A 24,183-nucleotide genomic window follows, 5' to 3' on the forward strand; every position below is an offset into this window, starting at 1 on the left:
CGCTTTCTAAGGAACTAAGATGGAAAGACTCAAATTAGCGGCAGATATTATCGTCACTTGCCAGGAAATGAATGCTTCTGGGTTGAATCAAGGGACGTCGGGTAATGTCAGCGTGAGGTATCTTGATGGAATGCTCATTACACCAAGTGGTATACCTTATTCGAAAATGACACCCGATATGATTGTTTTTGTTGATGGTCAGGGGGTATCAGAGTCTGGAAAAACACCATCAAGTGAATGGCTCTTTCATCTGGCTTGCTACCAAGCCAGACCTGAATTAAATGCGGTTATTCATACACATGCGGTGAACTGTACCGCGGTATCCATAATGAACCATGCGATCCCCGCAATTCATTATATGATAGCGGTGACAGGGACGGACCATATTCCTTGTATTCCATACCATACATTTGGTAGTGCTGAGCTTGCAAACAGTGTGTTTGAGGGAATTAAATCTAGCAAATCACTTTTGATGCAACACCACGGCATGATAGCGATGGAAACAACACTGGAAAAAGCGTTGTGGCTTGCTGGAGAAACAGAAACTCTAGCAGATCTCTACATCAAAATAGGCGGACTACACAGCAAAGTTCCCACTTTATCTAAAGAAGAAATGACAATAGTCATCGGTAAATTTAAAACGTACGGTTTAAAAACTGACGCTTAAATTCAACTTGTTCTCATCGATAGCAGCCATTTTATAAAATGGCTGCCAACCTCTACCTATAACGATTAATTATAATTATCCCAAGGAGTTATTCATGTTTATCGTGGAATCATATCCTATAGCAATAATTATGTGTTTTATCACGATGATTTGTTGGGGGTCATGGGCTAACACAACAAAACTAGTCAGTAATAAGAAATGGGAGTTCCCTCTCTTTTATTGGGACTATTCTCTCGGTGTTTTATTCTGTTCTCTATTATTTGCTTTTACTCTCGGGTCAATTGGTGAAGAAGGCCGTAGTTTTATTTCTGATATTCAGCAGGCGGATATCAATATTATCTTTCTTCCTATATTGGCAGGTATGATTTTTAATGTTTCAAATATTCTTCTTGTTGCTTCAATTAGTTTAGCTGGTATGGCTGTTGCATTCCCTGTCGGTGTTGGGCTTGCATTAGTTCTCGGTGTTATCACAACTTATATTGGTAGCCCTCAGGGGGACCCAACTATTTTGTTCTTAGGGGTTGCTTGTGTAGTCGCCGCAATCATCCTAACTGCGATTACTTACAGCCGTGTTACTCAATCATCGGATAAAAGTCGCCGTAATAAAGGCCTGATAACTGCTATTTTTGCCGGTATCATTATGGGGTCATTTTTCCGTTTCCTCGCTCAATCGATATCAGGTAATTTAAGTGAACCAGAAGCGGGGTTGATGACACCTTATTCTGCACTTGTATTATTTGCTTTAGGTTTGTTTTTATCTAACTTTGTCCTTAATACACTGGTAATGAAAAAACCAATCGTAGGAGAACCAGTTAAAGGGAAAATGTATTTCTCTGGTAGCTTAAGGGACCATCTCTGTGGTTGGTTGGGCGGAATCATCTGGTGTATTGGTTTAGGGCTGAGCCTAATCGCATCAGGGCAAGCAGGGTATGCAATATCCTATGGATTAGGGCAAGGAGCTACTATGATTGCCGTGATTTGGGGGGTATTTGTTTGGCGTGAATTCGCCAGCGCACCAGCTGGCACGAATAAGTTACTCTTAGCTATGTTTTTGCTGTATATCGCCGGTATTATCCTTATCATAGCGGCAAATCAGTAAATATTTTGCCCCATTATGTCTATAGTGGGGTAAATATTCTTTTTTATTAGGTGAGCCGTAAAAAGTGCGGCACCTTGCTCTTTAGGATGGGGATGAATCAACGTTGGGCAGCTCGCAGGATAATAAAAACTCAGCTGTTCCTTCATCAACAATAAGGTCTGTGACATAGCCGCCGAGTAATGCCCCTAAGGTTGCAGCATAGCCGCTCTCGCCCCCAGCCAGAAATATTTTACGCTCAATTTGCCTTAATTGGGCAAGGCTTATTCCTAGTATCCGTTGATCAACTTCAGCAATAACAGGTACTCCATTTTTGTCGTAGAACCGGCCACAAATGACGCCGACGGCCCCTGCATCTCGGTAGTTTTGCATTTCTTTTTTGCTTAGGACACCGACTTGAATTAACGGGTTTTCATCCAGTGCGCTTCCTACAACAAAGAAGGCTTTTGTGCAGTGAGTTAATACTTCAAAATTAGCACGAATGATGGGTTCAGCTTGTAATTCCATGGCTAACCTTGCACTGGAGACAACCGCTGGGACATGAAGAGAAGCCACTTTCCCTGACAGTTTAAACGCTATTTGTGACGACGATTCGAGGATTGTCAGGTCTGGCTGAGAAGGCATGGAACCTAGCATCTGGATCACGGTGACATTTTTACATGAATTTGGTGTCATCGTTTTGCTCATCTCATGGATGGTTCTTCCCCAAGCAACCCCAAGAACGTCATTGTTCTCGATAACTTGGTTTAAATACATCCCTCCAGCACGGGAAAGTCTGGAACGCATCAATTTTGAGTCTGTTCGTTTTCCGGCATGCTCGCCATCAGGCACAATGATAACTCGATACAAACCAAATTTATCACGAATACGTAAAGCGGCATCAATTGAGCCAAAGACATTGGTATCTAAATTGATCTGAACTAAACCATTTTCTCTAGCAGTTTGTAGATATTTGACGACGGTGACACGCGAAAGGCCCATTAGGGCAGCGACTTCAGTCTGGCTTTTGCCTTCCTGATAATATAGCCATGTTGCGTGTAATACAGGATCATCATTGAACAAGCTGCTGTTTACTTGCTCTTTACTCATTATTGTCTCCTGGCATCATTTGGAAAAGCCTAGTTTAAACTATAAGAATATTACAGCCAGTCTTTCTCAAGGTTGTTTGCTTTTTTGAGCGGGCAAATCATTATTGGGTTAATTCGTGAATAGAACAATAAAATTTAGAAACGATGCTTTGTATTATAAGGAAAAAAATGGTGATGCCCTAACTTCTATTTAAATATAATTTCCACTATCCACTCTCAATGTAAAATACATAATAACCTAACAAATACTAACCTGTTGTCAGGAGCGGATTTTTTGCCATATTGAGCAAAATGTGGTGAATCAGCTAGGAAAGTAATTTGTATCAGACATAGGAGAGTTTTTTGTTTAATGGATTTGTAAAGCGCGACGGAGTGCCGCGCTCGATAAGAAGTTAGAGGTTAAAATAGTTTTTTCTGCGGGGGGCCCGAGAAATTCATTTTACCGATATGATTCATTAATACTTCAACGACAACTGGCCGCTTTAAAGCAACAGCTTGATGAAGTATAGGTTGGAATTCGCTGGGTTTATCTACCGTTAGGGCGGTGATCCCCATCGATTGTGCTAGTTGGCTAAATGATGGTGTTAATAACTCATTATAATATTGGCGACCTGAGAAATATTTTTCCTGAATACCACGCATGACACCATAACCTTGGTCATTCATGATTATCAACACAATCGGTAGTTGTTCTTGAGCCATAGTCGCAAGCTCACCGACCCCTAACATCAAGCCGCCATCCCCAACTAAGCCAATCACTGCGGTATTTGGGTTGGCTTTCGCACTACCAATGGCCATCGCAAGGCCTAAGCCAATGGCACCCGCTAAGGAATGAATATTGTGCATCGGCTGTGTAGCTTTTAATAAACGGCTGCCCCATAAGCTGCCTGATACAGTAATGTCCCGCACAAAAATACCATGTTCGGGTAAGGCTTGCTCGACAGCATCACTGAGTTCACTGTATGGCCCGCATTGTGCCCTTAATTGCTGTTCTGCCAACTGAACGGCTTGTTGTATTTGCTGTTTCCATGCAGAAGAAACTGGGCGGTTAGCTTGCTCAATTTTATCGGCAAGCGCATTAAGCAGGCCTTTACAATCCCCTGTGATATTGAGGTCGGCTAAGTAATTGCGGTTTGCCGCTAACGGGTTAATATCAATTTGGATGATGGGGTGAGGTAATGGTAATGACCAAGTTTTAGTCTCATTACTGCGTAACCGGGAGCCCGCGACCAGCGTCAAATCACATTCACGCATTAATGTCTCAATTGAGTCCGCATTATGAAAAGCACGCAGGCTGAACGGGTGATCATCCGATAAAATACCTCTTCCATGGGTGCTGCTGATTACGGCGACACCTTGGTTAGCCAAGCGTTTAACGGCTTCTACCGCCTGCAATGCACCGCCACCGACCCACAATAATGGGCGCTGTGCATGCTGAAGTTTGTCCCAAATGGCTTCTATTTGTGATGAGCAAATTGCGGGCAAAGTTGGCACAGAAAGCGGGGCACTTAATAAGGACAATGGCACTTGGGCACTTTGAATATCAATGGGGATTTCAATCGAAACAGGGCCACACGGGGCGGTTTGCGCAACTTGGATTGCTTTATGCAGTGTCGCCACCGCTTGTTCTGGTGTATGTACACGGAATGCTTGTTTAGAGCTTGAACGCAAGAAACCCAGTTGATCCGCTGTTTCATGAATAAACCCTGCATCCATATCTAAATAGGCTTTTTCAACCTGCCCAGTAATGTGGAGCATTGGTGAACAAGCATTCATAGCTTCAATCATTGACCCCACTGCATTTCCTGCTCCAGCCCCCGTACTCGTTAGCGCGACGCCTAAGCCACTAAAACGGCTGTGTGCATCGGCCATAGTTACTGCTCCGGCTTCTCCACGGCTTGGGGTAAAGTCAATTTTAGCACGACGGCCAATCGCATCGGCAATAGGTAAATTGTGAATAGAAATAACCCCGTAAACCGTTGTGACTTGGTATTGTTCAAGTGTTCTGGCGATAGCTTCGCCAACTGTAATCATTTCAGACATTGTATTCTCCTAAATGCAGCCGTAATCCTTTAACGGATAAGCTATTCACACCAACGGTTTGGTTGTGGGTTAAGTGCCAAAAAAAGGCTTTTTTGTTGCATATAGGCTTTTAGGCTTTCTAAGCCTTTTTCTCTGCCAATGCCACTTTCTTTAAAGCCCCCAAATGGGGTTGAGATGGAAAAAACTTTGTAGGTATTGACCCAAACTGTTCCTACATCAAGGGCATCCGCCAGTTTAAAGGCGCGAGTATAGTCGCGAGTCCAAATCCCCGCAGCCAGCCCATAAACGGAATCATTAGCTTCTTGGATCAATGTGGCTTCATCATCAAAGGGGATCACCACTAAGACGGGGCCGAAGATTTCTTCTTGGCAAACACTAGATTGATTACTGAGGCCTTCAATAATGGTCGGTAAGAAATAATTGCCATTTTGTAGTGCGGGGTCTGTGGGAACGGTACCGCCAAGGCGAATATGACCGCCTTGTTGGACGGCTTGTTCAACGTAGGTTTTGACGCTATCACGGTGAGCCGCTGAAATTAAAGGCCCCACATGGATGCGTTCTTGCCTTGGGTCGCCAATAATCAAGTTCTGGGTTAATTGGGTTAATTTTTCCATAAAAGGTTGGTAGATATCGCGGGCAACAAATAAGCGAGAACCGGCGATACAAGCTTGCCCCATTGAACTAAAAATACCGTAACAGACTCCATGAGCGGCAATGTCTAGGTCAGTATCTGCTAGCACAATTGTTGGGGATTTCCCACCCAGTTCGAGGGAGGTCGTGATCAGTTTATCCGCCGCAATATGAGCCAGTTGGCGACCCGTGTTTGTCCCCCCGGTGAAAGAGATTTTTCGCACTAACGGGTGGCGAACCAATGCATCACCCACAATAGAGCCTTTTCCCGGTAATACGCTGAGTAAGCCACTTGGTAACCCTGCTTGTTCAAAGAGTTCTGCCAATTTTAATGAAATTAGTGGCGTGGCTTCCGCAGGTTTTAAAATAACCGCATTACCTGCGGCAAGCGCCGGAGCAATTTTTTGCATATCGCTGGCAATGGGGGAGTTCCACGGTGTGATGGCGGCGATCACTCCGATGGGTTGGTAAGTGCTTATTGTCATCAAGTCTGGTTGGCGTCGAGGTGGAAGCTCCCCTCCAGAAACCTCACAAACGGCGGCAAAATAACGTGCGGTGGCGGCTGCGCTCATGACTAAACCACGCGCTTCAGCCCACGGCTTCCCGTTGTCCAAAGTTTGTAATTGCGTTAAGGTTTCGCGCTGCTCATCAATCAATGCGCTGACGTTATATAAGATAGCCGCGCGTTGATGCGCAGGCATATTGCGCCAGGTAGGTTCTCGCCAAGCTTTGTCCGCCGCGTTTACGGCGTCTTGGACATCTTCAAGGCTGGCACTGTTGAGAGTAGCAACGACATGGTTATCACCCGGAAAACGTGATTGCATTTCAGGTCCACGACCTTGTTGCCATTTTCCCCCCACAAAAATATCCATTTTATTCATGATTAGGCTCCTATTAGTTTACCTGTTGCTCAGCAATACGGCGGCAAATTTCAACGGCACTTAGGGCTGCAAGCATAGATGTCTTTGGGTTTGAAGGTAGGGGGTTGCCATTTAACTCAATAGAAAAATGCCCGAAATCCCCTCTTACATCAATTTGATGCGAATTTTTGGTGGTGTCCGGATCAACGATGAGTTGTACCTGAGTTGCATCCATACCTATGCCATACAGTGCAACGGTAGCGGCAACATTAGCATTGGCTGGGAAGTTCAAGGCAGCTTCTCGCGCACTACCACTAAAAAAGGCGGTAGCTTCAGAGACACTCGATAAGTCGATATAACGCTCAGCAGCACCATTGCGCCAACTGGCAGGGCTTTTACGTGACTGATAAATGACGTGGGTAATGTTCGCCTCTTTGGCTGCTCGTAAACCATCAAGCCCAGCAACCGCGCCTGAGAGAGGAATTAGTTGGCTTTGATGACGCTTTGCTAATGTGGTTAGTGTGTTTTCGAAAGTGGCATCAGCCAGTACACCAGTGGAAATAATGGCAAGAGTCCAGCCCCTTTGTAAAATGGTTGGCGCATACTGCTGTACCGCTTGATGACCAGCACACTCCAACACTAAATCGGGGTGTTCGTTAAAGTCATCAAGGCTATCAATAGGGAGCACCGCGCCCTTGAAGCGTTCTTGTATTGCGTTATGGTGATGAGGGCGAGCCACAACCCAGCGAAGGGTTATTCCACGAGGTAAACGAGCAATCACTTCTTGTGCCATTGCACCATAACCAATCAACATTAATGTTTTCATAATTAATCCTTTAAATATGATGGCTAAAGCCACCCGAAATATCTAAAGCGGCACCGGAGGTAAACGAAGCCATCGGTGAAGCTAAAAAAACTAAGGCACGGGCTGGTTCTTCTGGTTTCCCCAAACGTTGCATCGGGATCCCTCGCTTGTTAGCGATATCGCCAATCCATTGCTGCCAATCCAAGCTTTTATCACTCCGGTTTTCGAAACGACGCCGCCATTGGTCTGATTCGACCATACCGAGCAAAATTGAGTTAACGCGTATCCCTTTGGGTAGCAATGTTTTCGATAAATTTAATGTCATGTTCAACAGAGCAGCGCGTGCGGCAGATGTGGCGACCATATGGGGCTCGGGTTGTAACGCTAATAACGAATTAACACAGGTAATTGACGCAATATTGGATTGTTCTAAGAAAGGTAAAAAAGCATTTACTGGGTTAATGACACCAAATAATTTTAATTGTGCTTCATGTAACCAAGCGGCTTCAGGAGTGTCAGCATAGCTTGCAACATAGCCTTGACCCGCATTGTTAATCAGAAGATCAACTTGCCCATAGTGTTGATAAACATGTTGAGCGAAGTTTTCTGTTTGTGCCTTATCGAGGACATCACAGCGCTGTGCGATAAATTCCCCTTGAGGGTAGAGAGACCGTAATGTATTGAGAGCGTGTTGTAGTTTTTCAGTATCTCGACCACAAAAAGCAACTTTACAACCTTCGTCGAGTAACAGTTTGACTGTTGCAAAACCAATACCAGAGCTCCCTCCAGTCACGACAGCAATACGGTTATTTAACTGTAAATTCATAAGGATTCCTTTATTCGACTGGGTTGTATACCGTCTCTAAAAATTGTTTCAAATGGTGATTAAACTGTGTGGGGGTATCAAGGTAACTGGCATGTCCCGCTTGTTTAATCAACCAAAAAGGGCACTCTTGTTGTATCGCGAGCTGCTGTACTTGTTGTGGTGGCGTAATGGTGTCATCAGCGCCTGCCAGTATTTCGATTGGCCCGTTATAACCCTTTAAATACAAACTAATATCGTCATGGGCTAACATCCATGCTGCCGCAAGAAAGCCTTGGGGATTAAGTTTTTCCATATTTTGTTTCACCCAATCGATTTTTTCTGGGGTTGCATTGGGTGATAGTAGGGCGGCGGCTCGGTTTTCAGCATAGGCTTGTAACCCTGAATTAGTTACAATCATCTGCCGTTGTTGATACACGGAAGCTTGCTGTTCAGGGCTTTTAGAGGCATAGCCTTGAGCTGGATTAGCTAAAAATAATCCTTTTACTCGCTGAGAATATTGTGCGGCAAAAGCGCTAGCCATCAAGGCTCCGAGTGAATGCCCGACTAAAACGACCTGTTGTATTTTTAGGCTATCTAAAAAAGCTTTTAATGCTGTAGCATAGTCAACAGCAGTTGGTTTCGCTGTGTTGAGCATTGAGCTGCCCGAATAGCCGGGAGCATCCCAGCTATACAGTCGATAGTGGTCGGTCAGTGATGAAGAAGCCAGTTGGCTTACCCATGAGGCCGAGCCAGAGCTGATCCCGTGCAATAAAACGACGGCATGCCCATGACCTGAACAGCGCCAATTAAGGCGGTATTGGCCAAAATCAGCCAGTTGTTGTGCAGGAAGTTTTTCGATTGGCAAATTCATCACTGATAACTCCGGTTAGTTACGTTTCACTTTAGATAACGGGTGGTCTTCTGGGTAAGTCGGGATTGCAGGCTTTTGTGTGCCAATCATCACGCACATTAATGCCTCTTCCTCTCCATGATTAAATAGACCACGGTAAATCCCCGCTGGAACAGAAATTAGGTCACGTTCTTTGAGAACCGTTTCATACTCTTCGTCACCATCACGAACAAATAGCGTAATAGTGCCCTTCAGCATGAAAAACACTTCTTCAACATCAGGATGTAAATGTAAGGGGCCTTCACATTTGGCGGGTAATACCATGGTGGAGAAAGTGAAGTTCTCTGCGGGGACGGTATTCACGTCATTAGCAACACCTGTTGCACCAGTACCGATGTAGCGCATTTGGGCACGACGATATTTAGGGTCGTAATCAGCTTGGAATTTCAAGGCGTTCCAGTCATATTTACGGCCTTCAAGGCGAGCAATTCGTGATTCTATCCATTGTGCCATTGGGATATCTTGGGGTTTGATTTGAGGTTGTGACATAGCGTTATCTCCTACACAGAGTGATTAGTATTTTTTCAGTAGAGGCAGAAGTAGTAGGCTGCCGACTAAACCAATAATTACGATAAATAACAGCCCGCTATCCATAGTGTGAGTGGCGGTGATCAGCACCCCCATCAGCAGAGGTGCAGCCGCGCCAGCGAGGTTTCCTAGGCCATTGAATATGCCACCGGCCAATGCACTGACTTGTTTTTGTGTGACTTTAGCGAGTAGAGCGAAGATATTGGGAGCACCTGCTCCCCACATAAACATGCTAAATGCCATCATGAGGATGATGCTGTAGGTATCAGTGAGGAATAGCACTCCAGCTAAGCCCAATACCGCACCTAAGAGAGATACAAAACACACTAAAGCTCTACGGTCATAGCGGTCAGACAACCATGCGCCTATTCCTTCGCCAAACAACATGGCGATAAAGGGGAGAGAGGATAAGACCCCTGCATGCTCTAAGTGGATTGATTTCCCTTTAATTAAATAGCTTGGTAACCAGCCATTCATCCCCCAAAGATAAACAAGAAAAGCGATGTTAAACAGGCAGATAATCCAAAAATGGCTGTTTTGGAATAAGCGTTTTTTATGGGCTTGTATGGTCGCGAGCTGTTCGGCTGATCGTTTTTCACCCGCTGAGTTTTTGGTTTGAGCCTGACGATTTACTAAGTTAGGGTGACGGATACCAATCACGACTAGCCACCAAACGGGTACGGTAAAGGCCGCCATTACAAAGAAGGTACTTTGCCAGCCAAAATTATTCAGAAGATATAGGGCGATAGGGAAGCCTAGAGCCGCTCCAATTGGAGTTCCAAGTAACCACATCATGGTGGCGCGAGCCTGCATCTTAGGTGGAAATGTGCGGCGTACAATGGCGTAAGCAATGGCTAGCAGGGGGCCTTCAGCAATACCGAGCAAGATCCTCAGAAAAACCATCGTGCCGTAATGATGGGTAAACCCCATGAAAATCATTAAGAAGCACCAACTGCTAATCATAAACAGTAGCATTTTGGTTGGGTGGAATCGGTCGCCAATTCCACTAAGTAACATTGAGGAAACGCCATAAGCAAATAAAAATGCGCTCATCAGCAGACCTAAACGTGTTGGATCAAAGTCAATGCCAAGTGCCTGCTGAAACTTTTCATCTGAAAACAGAGCTGCAATACTGATTTTGTCGAAGAAAGCGAGCAATACACAGGAAAATAAGCCAATTGGGATTAACCAATTAATTTTTTCAGGGATGTCTTGGGCTTGTTGGTCATGTTCCTTGGCTTGTAAGGTAATGCTTTGATTAGCCATGTTATTTCTCCTTGCTGTACACTATTTCAGTGACATCAGTGAAAATGTTGGATCAGCAAGTTCAGAAGGATCCAGTTTGCGGTGACTTTGCATCCAACGCTTACCTAGCTTGATAGCGCGTGCATCATTGAAAGCAATCATTTGCACCAATTCATTAGTGTCATTCAGGGAAAAATGGACCTCTGAGTTTGGTGTATAGCGCTGGATGTGTTGTTGCGCTTGCGAAGTTGGTATGCCCAATATTTGAATATTATCTTGGTATTGATCCGACCATAGCCAAGCTGGCTCATCAAACCCTTCTGATTGCGGGTTTAACATGGCTTTTGCCGTCGTGATGGCTTGGTTTTGTGCGTAAGCCCAAGATTGCAGACATAAAGAAAGTGTTGGATGACAAGCCACGTCGCCAGCGGCGTAAATATCAGGGTGTGAGGTTTGCCCTTGGTCATTGATAACAATACCATGGGTGATATCAAGCCCAGCCTGTTTGGCGAGTTCAAGGTTTAATTCAACCCCAATCCCCATTACGGCTAGGTCGAATGTTTGCCATGGTTGCTTCTGGCAAGTGATTTGTAAGCGAGTCACTGACTCCCCAAGCTTAATGTCACCACAATCCGTAATGATATGTACGCCAGCTCGGGTATGGCGCTGTGCCAATGCTTCAGAGACATTTTGTGGAACGCTGCGTTCGCATAGGCGGCTTTGACGCTCAAAAATTGTGACATCTATTCCCATTTGACGTGCAGAGGCAGCGACCTCCAAGCCAATCCACCCGCCACCAATGATGGTAATTTTCTTTGCCTCAAGGAGTGCTGAGCGTAGTTGTTGTGCATCGTTCCATGAGCGTAATGCGAAAACTTGTGGGTGTTTTTGCCAATCATTGGAGAGGTAACGGGGGCGTCCACCTGTGGCGAGTAACAGTTTTTCAAATGTTACAATACGGCCATCATTGAGGTGAACACATTTTGTTTTTGTATCAATCTTAGTGGCTCGCACTGGGCGAAACCATTGCAAATGTAAGGCTTGGGTGGCTTCTTCACTAAATAACCGCGACAGCGCAAAGCTTTCTAGTGTGAGTGCGGCCTTTGATAGCGGTGGGCGTTCATAAAAGTCATGATCTTCATCGCTGATAACAGAAATTTGGCCTTGGTAACCTTCATCTCGTAAGGTTTTTGCCGCCCAGCCACCTGCTTGCCCACCGCCAATAATGACAATACCACCTTGGATTAAGGAATTCATAGGGTTACTCCTTTACCGGTTTGACTTGACGACGGGTTTCATAATCTAGACCGCCTTCCACCGCCCACTCGGTGAATGAAACCAGTGAATGTTCCAGTTCGCGAGGCTGCCATTTATCCGTCAAGAAATCGTCATTGGTGTAATATTCAAAGGCGCCACCGGTCGGGCTGTTAACGTACCAAAAATAAGCCGATGAAATCGGGTGGCGACCAGGACCAATAAAGGTGCTCCATTGCTGCCGGTTCATTGCTAAGCCCCCGCCAATGACTTCATGGATATCACGTACGGTAAAGGCAACATGATTAAGGCCGCTGCCACGGTGTGGTAATTTGAGTAGGAATAAATTGTGATGACAACCATTAACTTGAGCACGTAAAAAGACAGCACGGTCGATATAACGGTCAGAGACTTGAAAACCCAGCTTTTGGCAATAAAAGGCTTCTGTGGACGGTAAGTCGTCGACAAAAAATACCACATGGCCCACATTAATTGGCGTTGCTTTTTCGTAAACAGGGCTAGGTTGATCAATACGGCGAATATCCCCCCATTGGTTGATTGGTGAGATTTCTATTTCGACGCTCTGTTGCTGAGTGACGGTAAAAGCCACTGTCATACCATTCGGGTCACGGCATTCGGCGCCATCTCCAGTAAGTTTGAAACCATCACAACCCTGAATGTTTTCGATGATTTTATTGAGTTCAGTGGCATTTTCCGTCCCCCAAGTTATTCGACGCAGGGTTGAGCCTGTTTCAAAAGCAGGTGGAAGTGTAGGGTCTTGATGGTCAAAAAGTTGTATTTTTGCCCCAGAGAGCGTCGAAAATAATGACGGGTTGACCGCAGTAACCTGTAGGCCAAAATCATGTAAAAATTTTTGGCAGTTAGGGATGTCTTCGACACCAAATTCTAATTTTTCTATTCCAATCACTGACATAGCAAAGTCCTCTGTAGATTGGTGTTATTGCCAAAGGCACCTTTTGGGCAAAAGGAGTCTGAGGCTTATGGCAATAAACCTAAAAATGTAGGGTAGATAATTGCTTAACGCTAAACGGCTTTTGCTTGGTTCATACCACCAATAAATTCAGTCAATCTTTGCGCGGCATAACTCACTTCATTTTGTAATCGCTGGCGTTCCTGTGCCGGAATACTGTTCATCGGTACCATGATGCTAATCACCGCCTCTACGCCATTAGCTTGGTTGTAGACGGGGTAAACAATGGATGAAATCCCCCGACGATAAAATGATTCGCCGATCACGTAGCCACGCAATTTGTCGGCTTGGATCATTTGCCAGAATTCGTGTTTACTGCCTGCATTGTCGGGTAACTCATCGTGAGGGTAGAGTGCATCAAATTCCGCACGGTTCAGCCCACTAAGTAGCATGCGCCCAAGTGAGGTACGATGCGCGGATAAACGTGTTCCGACACTGACGTGGTTAATTTTTGATTCGGCACCACTGACCCGAGCGATATAAATAATATCTGTGCCATCGCGGATAACTAAATGGCTGTTACATTGGCTACGGTCTCTCAATTGTTCGATAATGGGTTGACCTAATTGAGTTAAATCTAACGATGCAATATAACCAAGACCAAGGCTTAATACTTTTCGCCCCAGAGAAAAGGCCCCTGTGCGTGGGTGTTGGACGAGAAAATCCAAATGCACCAATGTTTGGATAGCCCGATATGCCGTAGCCTTTGGCATATCGACTAAGCGCAAGATTTCAGCAAAAGTTAACTCACGATGTTGCTGAGCGAGGAGAAGAAGAAGTTGTAACCCTTTTTCCAAACCCGGTATTAAATATTTGCATGTTGAACTCATTGCCTTAACCCCTTAGCCAACTTGGTTAGTTAATTAAAAACAAAGCCACCATTAACGGGAATTAATTGCCCTGTGACAAAATTAGCCATTGGTGAAAGTAGATACAACGCGGTGCCCGTTACGTCTTCAGGGATTTGTTCACCTTGTAGTGCTCGGCCATTTTCATAAAGCTGGTGGCGCTCAGCAGGGACATATTCTGTTGCTTCAACTTTGGTAAGCCCCGGTGCAATAGCATTCACACAAATGCGGTGAGTACCAAGTTCGCGAGCCATTGAACGAGTCATACTGATAATGGCCCCTTTACTGGCGACATAAGCCATTAGCTTTGGTGCACCCCACAGTGCAGTATCGGAGGCAATATTGACGATTTTTCCATGGCCACTGAGTTTTAAAAATGGCAAAGCCGCTTTTGTGACTAGCCATGTTCCTCTGACATTGACGGTCATGACGTTATCCCACAGTGCTATGTCATACTCATCCAGTAACTTGCCGCCTACACCTGTTGCAAGAGCTGCGTTATTGATCAAACCATCAATAACCCCTTGCTGACCGATGATATCGAATGCATGCGCTATTGAATCAGGGGAAGCAAGGTCAAGCTGAACACCTTGTGCATCAAAGCCTTGGTTACGGAGTGTTTCAACGCTTTCTTGTAACCGTTGTTCTAGGATGTCACATAAGACAACATGAGCCCCTTGCTGTGCTGCGGCTTGGGCAAAACTAAAGCCAAGCCCTCTGGCTGCCCCAGTGATAACAATCCGTTTGCCCACTAATAAGTCACGCATTTTCAGCTACCTTGCTGTTTATTAGGTCAAATTGTTTTTTCGCTTCACGCTGCATTATCCGGCGTAGGCGCGATAGCCCCACATCATGTTGGTAGAGGAATTCTTTATTACGTGCATTAGGCGCAAGGTTTTCTAAAATAACGCGGTCTTGTTCTAAGACATCCCAGTGCAACCCTTCTAGACGATTGCGGTACATAAAGCGCCATAAATCACGTTGCCAATCTTTGACTTTGCGGATGCGCCAGAAGAAGACCCGAGTATGATCACGGTCTTCAGGAACGACCATACCGATAATCCAAAAATGCCCACCCGGCCCAAAACGTTTTTGATAAGGAATGGATAAGCGCATCCAATTTGCGCCTGTGCTCGCAAATTCGACCCAATCGAAGTTGACGCCAATTTGGTCATTTTTACGGAAAATGAAACCATTTTTTGTCGCTTCAAGGATCATCTCTGACTGTTTGTCTCCTTCAGCCATTGAATGTGATGATGAATGGAGGTAGGTTCCGTGCATGGGGTCCATTACGTTTTCTAACGCGTACTGGTAATTGCATTTCCATGAGGCAGTACATAGGAAATGACTGTGATTTTCGTCATCCGCTAATTCTTCAGGGAACTCAAGAGCGGGTGGGGTTTCACCTTCAATGACAGCAAAGTAGAGAAAAATAGCCCCATGAATTTCTTGAACTGGGTAGGTCTTTAAGCATTTTTGCCCTTCAAGCGGACATTGGCTGACCGCTGGAACATCTTTAACGACACCGTCGCCACCGACTTCGACGCCGTGGTACCAGCAAGCAATGCGTTCACCTAGGTTCCACCCCATTGATAATCGAGCGCCACGATGTGGGCATCTATCTTCAAGTGCGTGAAGTTGGCCTTTATCATCTCGCCATAAAACGATTTGTTCTTCGAGCCGAGTGATGCCAATAGGGTTACTGCTTACTTCCCAACTGGATAATACGGGATACCATTGTCCACGTAACCCAACATCTAAATATTCTTGAGAGTTTTGAAGTTGTGTATTGGTTGTCATGATTTGCTTCCGTTTATCAAAGGCGTTTTAATTATATTTTCTGAGTAATGCCAAGGTGTTAATAACCATTGACGAGAAGAAATTCTCGGAAACTGCTGGAAGACCAAAGGTGACCTTGTCGGTCATATATTTGCAGCTGGTTTAATGCGCTAACTAATTCATCAAGGGTTTCAGTGCCTGCTGCAAATAGAGTCTCAAGTGCCGAAATTAGAGTGGTCTCATATTCATCAGGTATACGTGAACGGGTTTGCCAAACAATATTGGGGGCACTTCCCGGTGCTTGAATACTGCCTTTCCCCCCTTCACGGGCAGGAATGATTTGGTTATTTGCAGGTAAATAAGGATTAAAATTCTGAATGGGTTCCATTTCTACTCCTCAATTAAACTGATTTCGATTTGGTTTTCGTGAACTCGCGTTTGGTAGGTTTTTAAGTCACGACCTCCTGGTTCACGTAAACATTTTCCGGTTTTGATATCGAAAATGGCTTCATGTAGTGGGCATTCAACTTTTCCATCTTCTACAAAACCTTGACTTAAAAGGGCATAAGCATGCGGGCAAACATCTTCCAAGGCGTAATATTGGTCCTCAACCAAGAAGATCCCAATCTCGGCATTATCAACTTTGGCGGAAAAAGGAAATTCTTCTTGAACTTGTGATACATCACATACCGCAATCCAGCTCATTATTTTCTCCTTTTAAATGTGGGTAACATTTTGTTTCATATATAAAACATTGTTTATTATTTAAAACCAGATTAATTGTATGGACGATTATTAGTCAATCAAATGTTGGTTTTATGTAAAATAATCGTTTCAAAATGTGGGGTGTGTCTAGGTTATGATGATGTTTTGTTTCATATAAGAAACTCAAGCTGACATACGCAGAGTAAAGTGCAGACTAAGCTGGTCGTGTTAGAAAAGGTGAGAGAATGGGGGTGAGAGAAGAGGGGGAATAAAATTAAAATGGCGCCTTATTTAGACGCCACTAAAAAAGCGTTTCACGTATAGTTAAAACTGATTGAAGAAATAACTTAATGTCGTTTAAGTACAAAACCACTTATATACAAAGTGGTTCTATACTTACTATTGTCAAAAATGAAGCGTTAACTTGCTACTGGGGTTTGATGGTTGTTATTTAATGGTGCATGGGTCGTAAAGAGTTGTAATATAACGCCTAATAATGCGCATGCAGCCATCGCAAAGAAGGTATAAATATAGCCTAAAGAACTATTCCAACCCCCGCCTAAATTGATTAACCAGCCCATTAATAACGGTGATAACGCACCGCCAATAAACATTGATGTGGTAATAATACCATTTGCTGTGGATATGGACTGGTCATTTGCATTATCTGATGCCATGGCATAGTAAATAGGCCAAACAGCGTTAGCGACTAAGCCAAAAAACAGTTGTATTGCGATGATTTTTGGCATTGAGGTTGCGAAGTAAAATAAAGCAATCCCGATACTCATCCATAAACCACAGATGATCAATGTTCTTTTTCTGCCTAAGATATCCGATAACCATGGCCAAACAATTTGCCCAACCACGCCCGTCAATGTAAAAATAATACTCAAACCCGCAGAAGCCGCTAAAGATAACCCCGAAACATGATATAGATAAGAAGGTAATACCATGCTTATCCCCATATAGACGATTTGAGTTAATAGGGTATTCCCGGCGGTTAAGGCAATATTTCTATTTTTTAGTGTTTTCAGGAAAATTTTTAACCCTTCACCTTTTTGAACTTGAGTACTGCTATTCTCAGCAGGTTTTGTCATCCCTGACTTTTCAATATGTTGATATAATATTGAAATCCTTGCAGCGGTAGAATATTTTGCCCAAAAAATCATAATAGGCAGTGCGACGATTAATGGAATAAAGAAACTATAGCGCCAATTTGCTTCGCCAAATTCAGAAATAATAAAGCTTGCGACAACGCCACTTAATAAAGCCCCAATAGGATAGCCCGTATGGTGTACACCGAGAGCAAACCCTCTTTTTTCTTTAGGCCACCATTCAGCAGTATTACTGACGCCAACAGGTTCACCCCAGCCTGCACCTAAATTAACCCCAAAACGCAATAGAATAAAATAGGTTAAGTTATGGCTAATTGCTTTAAAACCTGAAACAAATGAAATTGCGGTATAACCTAAAACTAAAGGAACTTGAAAACGAGCTCGTTTCCAACCGGAGCCATATCGGTCACTTAATACAGAACCTGGTATGTCAAGAATAGCGAGAGCTATCATGATAATAGCAACAATATTACCCCACTCTTCAGGGCTTAAATTAAACTCTTGAGAAATAACCGGACCTAACCTTAAAATCATTTCTCTATCATAAGCATTCAATAACCAAATAAGCCAACATATGAATAATGAAACCCATGAATAGCGATGTATATTCTTAAAGGATATTTTATTATTTGAAACATTATTTTTAATCATAATTATAGCTCTTTTATAAGTATAATAATTTGAGGTTAATTGATATTAAATTTTGATTAGCAAATTGTTTATCTACCCACCAAATCTTTTTTCAGCTATGCCCTTTACACCAAGATTATGTATTGAGAATACGCTTCCTCTTAATTGACCATCTTCAGGGAAGCGAGGTAATGGTGGCCTTGCCATTGAAGTAACATATAAAATATCTAAATTTTCGCCGCCAAAAGCGACGCTGGTGACCTTTTTAACTGGCATTTCGATAATTCTGTCAATATCGCCGTCGGGGTTATATCTCACGATTTTCCCTGCATAAACGAGTGCATTCCAAAGGTAGCCTTCACTGTCAACAGTTGCTCCATCTGCAGCGCCTCCTGTTGATGTATCGACTTTGCAGAATGTCTGGCGATTATTAATATTACCTGTCGATACGTCATAATCATATTTCCATATTTCCCCTGTCCATGTATCAGCAAAATAAAAAATATCACCGTTTGGTGACCAACAAGGTGCATTAGAAACAATAATGTTTTGTTCTATTTTATGGAGTGAGTGGTCTGTATTTAATCGATATAACGCCCCTGATGGGTTATCTTCTTGCATGTCCATAGAGCCGACAACAAAGCGTCCTTGTCTATCGACTTTCCCATCATTAAACCTATTGTTAGGTTTGTCACTTTCAGGTGCGTGCAGAAGATGAGTTTCACCTGTTATAAAGTCAAGAATATATATTCCTTTTTCTAGGGCGACTATAGCCGAATGACCGTCTTTGCATAAAGCCATTGAGCCTATTTTTTGCCTAACATCCCAACATTTAATTTCAGTTCCTTTTTCTGTACATGAAAATACTCGTCCATCTAAGCTATCAATCCAATATAAACGTTGTTGTTCTACATCCCATATAGGGCCTTCCCCTAAATTGTTTTTTAAATCCAATAATATATTTATTTTCATTTTTCAAATCCTACTAATAACATTATTTAAACTAGGGTTATTTAATGGGTTTCGGGAGTGTGATTACTTACACGATTGGGTTAATTAGTTATAGAGAATCTTAATAGTAGGGGAATAACGCTGGAATAATGTGAAGATGGCAATGTTTATTATATATTCAATTGTTAAATCATTTGTTCATTTGCACAATGAAATAAAATTTAATATTGAGGTGGGTTCTTATATTTTTTTATTCTAATAGTTATCTAAAATAAAATCAATTGACTTAAATTAAATGTATAGTTAGGCATATTAACTAATACTTCTTAATAAAGGTAATAGATTAATCGAGATTAAATTAACTTTTTAACAGAAAGTGGATTAACTTTATAAATTTAACTTTAGTTATTTTTTGTGTCAATAAACCTTACATTTTGTAATGGATTATTGATCGCGCACAAGGCTCCATTCTGACCTGTCTATAGAATAACCATTGAAATTACATAACTTAGCTAAATACAAAAAAATTTTAATAAAGCTATTTAAACTTTAAGAAGCAATGTTAAGTGAGGCAGATATGGATAAAGCATTATCTGATAGGTTGCTCCAATCGGAAATCAGCCGTAGGAAATTAATGCAAACAGGTACTGCAGGTGGGCTAGCGCTTGCCAGTGGTGCATTAAGTTTACCCTTTTGCAGTGCCGCGAATACGAATGAAACTGCATCACAAACAATGACACCCAAGGAAAAAATTGTTTGGAGCGCATGTACGGTTAACTGTGGTAGCCGTTGCCCGTTACGGATGCATGTGGTCGACGGTGAAATTAAGTATGTCGAAACCGACAACACAGGCGATGATGTTTACGGAGACAAACATCAGGTAAAAGCGTGTTTACGTGGCCGCTCTATGCGCCGCCGTGTGTATAACCCTGACCGCTTGAAATACCCAATGTTGCGTGTTGGTGCGCGAGGTGAGGGGAAGTTTAAGCAAATTAGTTGGGAAGAGGCCTACGATTTAATCAGTGACAATCTAAAACGTATCATTGCCGATTACGGTAATGAAGCGGTCTATTTGAACTATGGTACGGGGACTCTAGGGGGGACGGTTGCTCGTTCGTGGCCGCCGGCCAACTCACCTATTGCACGCCTAATGAATTGTACAGGTGGTTATTTAAACCACTATGGCACATACAGTACGGCACAAATTAGCTGTGCGATGCCTTATACCTATGGCAGTGGGGCAGGAAACAGTGTTTCTGATATCGAAAACTCTAAGTTAGTGGTGCTATTTGGTAATAACCCAGCTGAAACGCGAATGAGCGGTGGTGGTATTACTTATCAATTAGAGCAAGCGCGTGAGCGTTCGAATGCACGCATGATTGTTATTGACCCTCGCTATACTGATACGGCAGCAGGGCGCGAAGATGAATGGATACCGATCCGACCTGGTACTGATGCTGCATTGGTCGCGGGGCTTGCTCATGTGTTAATCACAGAAGACATGGTTGACCAACCTTTCTTAGATAAATACTGCGTTGGGTATGATGAGAAAACCCTCCCTGCGGATGCGCCGAAAAATGGCCACTATAAAGCGTATATTTTAGGTCAAGGGGATGATGGTGTAGAAAAAACACCACAATGGGCTGCGCAAATCACCGGTATTCCGGCTGATAAAATCATTAAACTCGCGCGTGAAATCGGTTCAGCAAAACCAGCTTATATTAGCCAAGGTTGGGGGCCTCAGCGCCATTCAAATGGTGAGCAGACAGCGAGAGCTATTGCGATGTTGCCGATTTTGACTGGCAATGTGGGAATTAGCGGGGGGAATACAGGAGCCCGCGAAGGGAATTACGATATTCCATTTGAACGCATGCCAACCCTTGAAAACCCAGTTAAAACCAGTATCTCTGTATTCTTATGGACAGATGCTATTGAACGCGGCCCTGAAATGACCGCAACTCGCGATGGTGTTCGGGGTAAAGACAAACTAGATGTGCCAATTAAATTTATTTGGAACTACGCGAGTAACAGTTTAATCAATCAACACTCAGATATTAATAAAACACATGAAATTCTTCAGGATGATAAAAAGTGTGAAATGATTGTTGTGATTGATAATCATATGACGGCTTCGGCAAAATATGCAGACTTAGTCCTGCCAGACTGTACGGCCTCGGAACAAATGGATTTTTGTTTAGATGGTGCTGCCAGTAATATGGGCTATGTCATTTTTGCCAGTCAGGCAATTGAACCTCGCTTTGAAAGTAAAACTGTGTACGAAATGTGTACGCAAATTGCACGTCGTATGGGGGTGGAAGAGAAATTTACCGAAGGGCGAACACAAGAAGAGTGGTTACGCCATTTATATGAAATTTCAAGAGAAAAACTGCCAGAACTCCCTGATTTTGAGACCTTCCAGCAGCAAGGGATCTACAAAAAAATGAATCCGCAGGGACATGTGGTGGCACACCAAGCCTTCCGACAAGACCCTATTGCTAACCCACTAAATACGCCATCGGGCAAAATTGAGATCTATTCATCACGCTTAGCGGATATCGCGAAGACATGGACATTGGATGAAGGCGACCTGATTTCTCCTCTCCCAATGTATTCTCCTGGCTTTGAAAGCCATGATGACAAACTTACGGATAAGTATCCTTTGCAACTTAGTGGTTTTCACTATAAATCACGAGTTCACTCAACTTATGGCAACGTCGATGTGCTTAAGGCAGCTTGTTTACAAGAGATGTGGATTAACCCGATTGATGCAAAACGTCGCAACATCAAAAATGGCGATATGGTGCGTATTTTTAATGATAGGGGTGAGGTTCATATCAATGCCAAAGTAACACCAAGGATTATACCGGGGGTGGTTGCGATGGGGGAAGGGGCTTGGTATGCACCAGATGAAAACAAGATAGACCACGGTGGGAGCCTTAACGTATTGACCACGCAGCGTCCGTCACCGCTGGCAAAGGGTAACCCTCAGCACAGTAATCTTGTTGAAGTGGCTAGGGTATAGGGAGGAGATAAATCATGACAACCCAATATGGTTTTTATATTGACTCAGCCCGTTGTACGGGGTGTAAAACATGCGAATTAGCCTGTAAAGATTACAAAAATTTATCTCCTGAAGTGAATTTTCGACGTATTTACGAGTACACAGGGGGAGATTGGCAAGAAGATAACGGTGTATGGCATCAAAACGTCTTTAGTTACTACCTGTCAATCTCCTGCAACCACTGTGAAGACCCTGCGTGTGTCAAGGTGTGCCCGAGTGGTGCGATGCATAAACGTGAAGACGGCTTTGTGGTCGTAGATGAAAGTGTCTGTATTGGCTGCCGTTATTGCAATATGGCTTGTCCATATGGTGCACCGCAGTTTAATGCGGAAAAAGGTCATATGACAAAATGTGATGGCTGTTATGAGCGAGTGGCAGAAGGGAAAAAACCGATTTGTGCAGAATCTTGCCCACTGCGAGCCCTCGATTTTGGTCCTATTGACGAGTTACGTAAAACTCACGGCAATTTGGCTGAGATAGCGCCATTACCTGAAGCGCATTATACCAAGCCAAATATTGTGATTAAACCTAACGCCAATAGTCGCCCTGTCAATGATACGACGGGTCATTTAGCCAATCCACGGGAGGTCTAAGATGGGCAACGGATTACATGAATGGCCGCTGATTTTATTCACCGTTTTAGGCCAAAGTATAGCAGGTGGTGCGATTGTGACCGGACTTGCATGGCTATCGACTGATGATAAACAGCAAAAACAGCGCATTGTTAATGCCATGCTAGTGCTATGGGTGCTAATGGGGCTAGGCTTCTTAGCCTCTATGATGCATATGGGGTCACCATTACGGGCCTTTAACTCGATGAACCGTGTATTTGCATCTTCATTAAGTAATGAAGTGCTGTTTGGTTCAATCTTTTTTGCCCTCGGGGGGCTTTGGTGGCTGCTATCTGCGCTGAAGAAAATGCCTGAGGGGTTAGGCAAAATTTGGTTGATCCTTACAATGCTAATGGGGTTAGTCTTTGTCTGGGCTATGACTCGCGTCTATATGATTAGTACTGTACCGACATGGGACACGCCACATACCACTATCGGCTTCTTTATGACGGTGTTTGTGGTGGGGCCTATCTTAGGGACATTGTTACTGCGAATCGCTAAATTTCCCCTTCATAGCGGTAAGTTAGCGGCAATCAGTATTATTGCCTATATTGTGACTATCGCATCGGTGTTACTACAAAGTGGTGAAATAGCGCTAATCGCTAGCTCAGTACAAAAAGCGAGTGATTTAGTCCCTGACTACGGCTTATTGCAAATGATCCGTTTAGTGGCTACAAGCCTTGGCTTGTTGTTGTGGATCTTGCCAATTTTCCGTCAAAGTCAACCTTCTGCGGTAAGTTTGTTGATCGGCACATTATTGGTGTTGTTTGGTGAATTGATTGGACGTGGACTATTCTATGGTTTACATATGACAGTCGGTATGGCTGTTGCTTAATAGTAAACTTTTCAGCGTAGGGGGGTCCCTACGCTGACCACCGCAGAGACAATGAATATGCAAGACACGCGATTTCTTGAACAGGTAGCAATTACTGGACGCGTTCTCGGTTCTTTATTTTATTTCGCCCCAGATAGTGAAAATAATACGGATATTGTTGCTATTTTGCAGGAACCGACATGGCATGAAGAATGGCCATTTGACTTACCGTCTTTAACTACCATAAGTCAATTTTTTCAGTCCAGTATTCACGATGAAGAACCCTTGAACGAAGCCTGGCAGCGTTTATTTATCGGGCCTTATGCTTTACCAGCTCCTCCTTGGGGCTCAGTTTGGTTAGATAAAGAAAATATTATTTTCGGTGATTCAACTGTTGAGCTTCGTCAATGGATGCGTACAAAAGGCATTGAACCTGTGACGACCCAAAAAGAGCCTGAAGACCATATTGGCTTGGTCTTGATGTTAGCGGCTTGGTTAGCAGAGCAAAATAGGCGAGACGATCTTGAAGAGCTACTCGCGTGGCATCTTTTACCTTGGTCTGAACATTTTTTGGATACTTTAGCGGATACAGCAGACAGTGCTTTTTATATTGCAGTAGCGAAATTGACCAAAGAGACGCTTGCTGGCTATCAGCAACAAATCACACAGCCTGTTTTAGCAAAAACAGTGTATTACAAGGAAAACGCCGAGTAAAAAATAGCACCATCCAGTTATAGGGTTGGTGCT

The 24,183-nt window shown here is 43.6% G+C and carries 23 protein-coding genes; 6 read left to right on the top strand and 17 right to left on the bottom strand.

Features of this window, described 5'->3' with window-relative positions; translation table 11 throughout:
* Positions 1–19: 19 nt before the first annotated feature.
* Together ACPEH5_RS11360 and ACPEH5_RS11365 are read left to right on the top strand one after the other, a co-directional pair.
* Positions 20–667: an L-fuculose-phosphate aldolase gene (locus ACPEH5_RS11360; protein ID WP_042845637.1), complete on the top strand. Its 648-nt coding sequence runs from the start codon at positions 20–22 to the stop codon at positions 665–667.
* Between the two features lie 94 nt (positions 668–761).
* Complete coding sequence (locus ACPEH5_RS11365) at positions 762–1,766, top strand: multidrug DMT transporter permease (protein WP_129466536.1); 1,005 nt, start codon at positions 762–764, stop codon at positions 1,764–1,766.
* A gap of 81 nt (positions 1,767–1,847) precedes the next feature.
* On the opposite strand, the gene ACPEH5_RS11370 is transcribed toward ACPEH5_RS11365, so the two are convergent.
* From ACPEH5_RS11370 to ACPEH5_RS11450, 17 genes are all read right to left on the bottom strand, one after another.
* The gene (locus ACPEH5_RS11370; RefSeq protein WP_129466534.1) at positions 1,848–2,852 is read right to left on the bottom strand and encodes a sugar-binding transcriptional regulator; all 1,005 of its coding nucleotides are present in this window, start codon (positions 2,850–2,852) and stop codon (positions 1,848–1,850) included.
* A gap of 398 nt (positions 2,853–3,250) precedes the next feature.
* Entirely contained in the window at positions 3,251–4,894 is a 1,644-nt protein-coding gene (locus ACPEH5_RS11375) for a thiamine pyrophosphate-binding protein (protein WP_131680053.1), read from the bottom strand.
* Between the two features lie 41 nt (positions 4,895–4,935).
* Positions 4,936–6,405, bottom strand: a complete 1,470-nt coding sequence (locus ACPEH5_RS11380) for an aldehyde dehydrogenase (RefSeq protein WP_281110720.1) — start codon at positions 6,403–6,405, stop codon at positions 4,936–4,938.
* Between the two features lie 13 nt (positions 6,406–6,418).
* Complete coding sequence (locus tag ACPEH5_RS11385; RefSeq protein ID WP_217008073.1) at positions 6,419–7,210, bottom strand: aspartate dehydrogenase; 792 nt, start codon at positions 7,208–7,210, stop codon at positions 6,419–6,421.
* Between the two features lie 10 nt (positions 7,211–7,220).
* Positions 7,221–8,015, bottom strand: a complete 795-nt coding sequence (locus ACPEH5_RS11390) for an SDR family oxidoreductase (protein WP_042845628.1) — start codon at positions 8,013–8,015, stop codon at positions 7,221–7,223.
* Between the two features lie 10 nt (positions 8,016–8,025).
* Positions 8,026–8,865: an alpha/beta fold hydrolase gene (locus tag ACPEH5_RS11395; RefSeq protein ID WP_129466672.1), complete on the bottom strand. Its 840-nt coding sequence runs from the start codon at positions 8,863–8,865 to the stop codon at positions 8,026–8,028.
* A 15-nt stretch (positions 8,866–8,880) separates the two neighbouring features.
* Positions 8,881–9,393, bottom strand: coding sequence for a cupin domain-containing protein (locus ACPEH5_RS11400; RefSeq protein ID WP_042845626.1), 513 nt, complete (start codon positions 9,391–9,393; stop codon positions 8,881–8,883).
* A gap of 24 nt (positions 9,394–9,417) precedes the next feature.
* A complete protein-coding gene (locus ACPEH5_RS11405) occupies positions 9,418–10,698 on the bottom strand; it encodes an MFS transporter (protein ID WP_048605944.1) in 1,281 nt (426 codons plus the stop codon).
* A 21-nt stretch (positions 10,699–10,719) separates the two neighbouring features.
* Complete coding sequence (locus ACPEH5_RS11410) at positions 10,720–11,934, bottom strand: NAD(P)/FAD-dependent oxidoreductase (RefSeq protein ID WP_281110721.1); 1,215 nt, start codon at positions 11,932–11,934, stop codon at positions 10,720–10,722.
* Between the two features lie 4 nt (positions 11,935–11,938).
* Positions 11,939–12,865, bottom strand: a complete 927-nt coding sequence (locus ACPEH5_RS11415; protein ID WP_048605946.1) for a VOC family protein — start codon at positions 12,863–12,865, stop codon at positions 11,939–11,941.
* Positions 12,866–12,975: 110 nt separating this feature from the next.
* The gene (locus ACPEH5_RS11420; protein WP_042845622.1) at positions 12,976–13,752 is read right to left on the bottom strand and encodes an IclR family transcriptional regulator; all 777 of its coding nucleotides are present in this window, start codon (positions 13,750–13,752) and stop codon (positions 12,976–12,978) included.
* Positions 13,753–13,781: 29 nt separating this feature from the next.
* Positions 13,782–14,537, bottom strand: coding sequence for an SDR family oxidoreductase (locus ACPEH5_RS11425; protein ID WP_129466522.1), 756 nt, complete (start codon positions 14,535–14,537; stop codon positions 13,782–13,784).
* Positions 14,530–15,570, bottom strand: a complete 1,041-nt coding sequence (locus ACPEH5_RS11430; protein ID WP_129466520.1) for an aromatic ring-hydroxylating oxygenase subunit alpha — start codon at positions 15,568–15,570, stop codon at positions 14,530–14,532. The genes ACPEH5_RS11425 and ACPEH5_RS11430 overlap by 8 nt, the downstream gene beginning before the upstream one ends.
* A 58-nt stretch (positions 15,571–15,628) precedes the next feature.
* A complete protein-coding gene (locus ACPEH5_RS11435; protein ID WP_042845619.1) occupies positions 15,629–15,937 on the bottom strand; it encodes a recombinase-like helix-turn-helix domain-containing protein in 309 nt (102 codons plus the stop codon).
* A 2-nt stretch (positions 15,938–15,939) separates the two neighbouring features.
* Positions 15,940–16,254 carry a Rieske (2Fe-2S) protein gene (locus ACPEH5_RS11440; protein ID WP_042845618.1) on the bottom strand — a complete coding sequence of 105 codons (315 nt, stop codon included), beginning with the start codon at positions 16,252–16,254 and terminating at the stop codon, positions 15,940–15,942.
* A 419-nt stretch (positions 16,255–16,673) separates the two neighbouring features.
* A complete protein-coding gene (locus ACPEH5_RS11445; RefSeq protein ID WP_048605950.1) occupies positions 16,674–18,020 on the bottom strand; it encodes an MFS transporter in 1,347 nt (448 codons plus the stop codon).
* A gap of 72 nt (positions 18,021–18,092) precedes the next feature.
* Positions 18,093–18,971, bottom strand: coding sequence for an SMP-30/gluconolactonase/LRE family protein (locus ACPEH5_RS11450; protein ID WP_048605952.1), 879 nt, complete (start codon positions 18,969–18,971; stop codon positions 18,093–18,095).
* A gap of 556 nt (positions 18,972–19,527) precedes the next feature.
* On the opposite strand from ACPEH5_RS11450, the gene ACPEH5_RS11455 reads away from it, so the two are divergent.
* Genes ACPEH5_RS11455 through dmsD form a run of 4 tightly spaced genes read left to right on the top strand, consistent with a single transcriptional unit; the run spans position 19,528 to position 24,150 of the window.
* Positions 19,528–21,972: a DMSO/selenate family reductase complex A subunit gene (locus ACPEH5_RS11455; protein ID WP_129466518.1), complete on the top strand. Its 2,445-nt coding sequence runs from the start codon at positions 19,528–19,530 to the stop codon at positions 21,970–21,972.
* A gap of 14 nt (positions 21,973–21,986) precedes the next feature.
* The gene (locus ACPEH5_RS11460) at positions 21,987–22,604 is read left to right on the top strand and encodes a DMSO/selenate family reductase complex B subunit (RefSeq protein WP_187549596.1); all 618 of its coding nucleotides are present in this window, start codon (positions 21,987–21,989) and stop codon (positions 22,602–22,604) included.
* A gap of 1 nt (position 22,605) precedes the next feature.
* A complete protein-coding gene (locus ACPEH5_RS11465) occupies positions 22,606–23,457 on the top strand; it encodes a DmsC/YnfH family molybdoenzyme membrane anchor subunit (RefSeq protein WP_042845615.1) in 852 nt (283 codons plus the stop codon).
* A 57-nt stretch (positions 23,458–23,514) separates the two neighbouring features.
* Positions 23,515–24,150: a Tat proofreading chaperone DmsD gene (gene dmsD, locus ACPEH5_RS11470; protein WP_042845935.1), complete on the top strand. Its 636-nt coding sequence runs from the start codon at positions 23,515–23,517 to the stop codon at positions 24,148–24,150.
* Positions 24,151–24,183: the final 33 nt, after the last annotated feature.

This window comes from Providencia sp. NPDC089933 (assembly GCF_049545585.1).
GTDB classification, from domain to species: domain Bacteria; phylum Pseudomonadota; class Gammaproteobacteria; order Enterobacterales; family Enterobacteriaceae; genus Providencia; species Providencia huashanensis.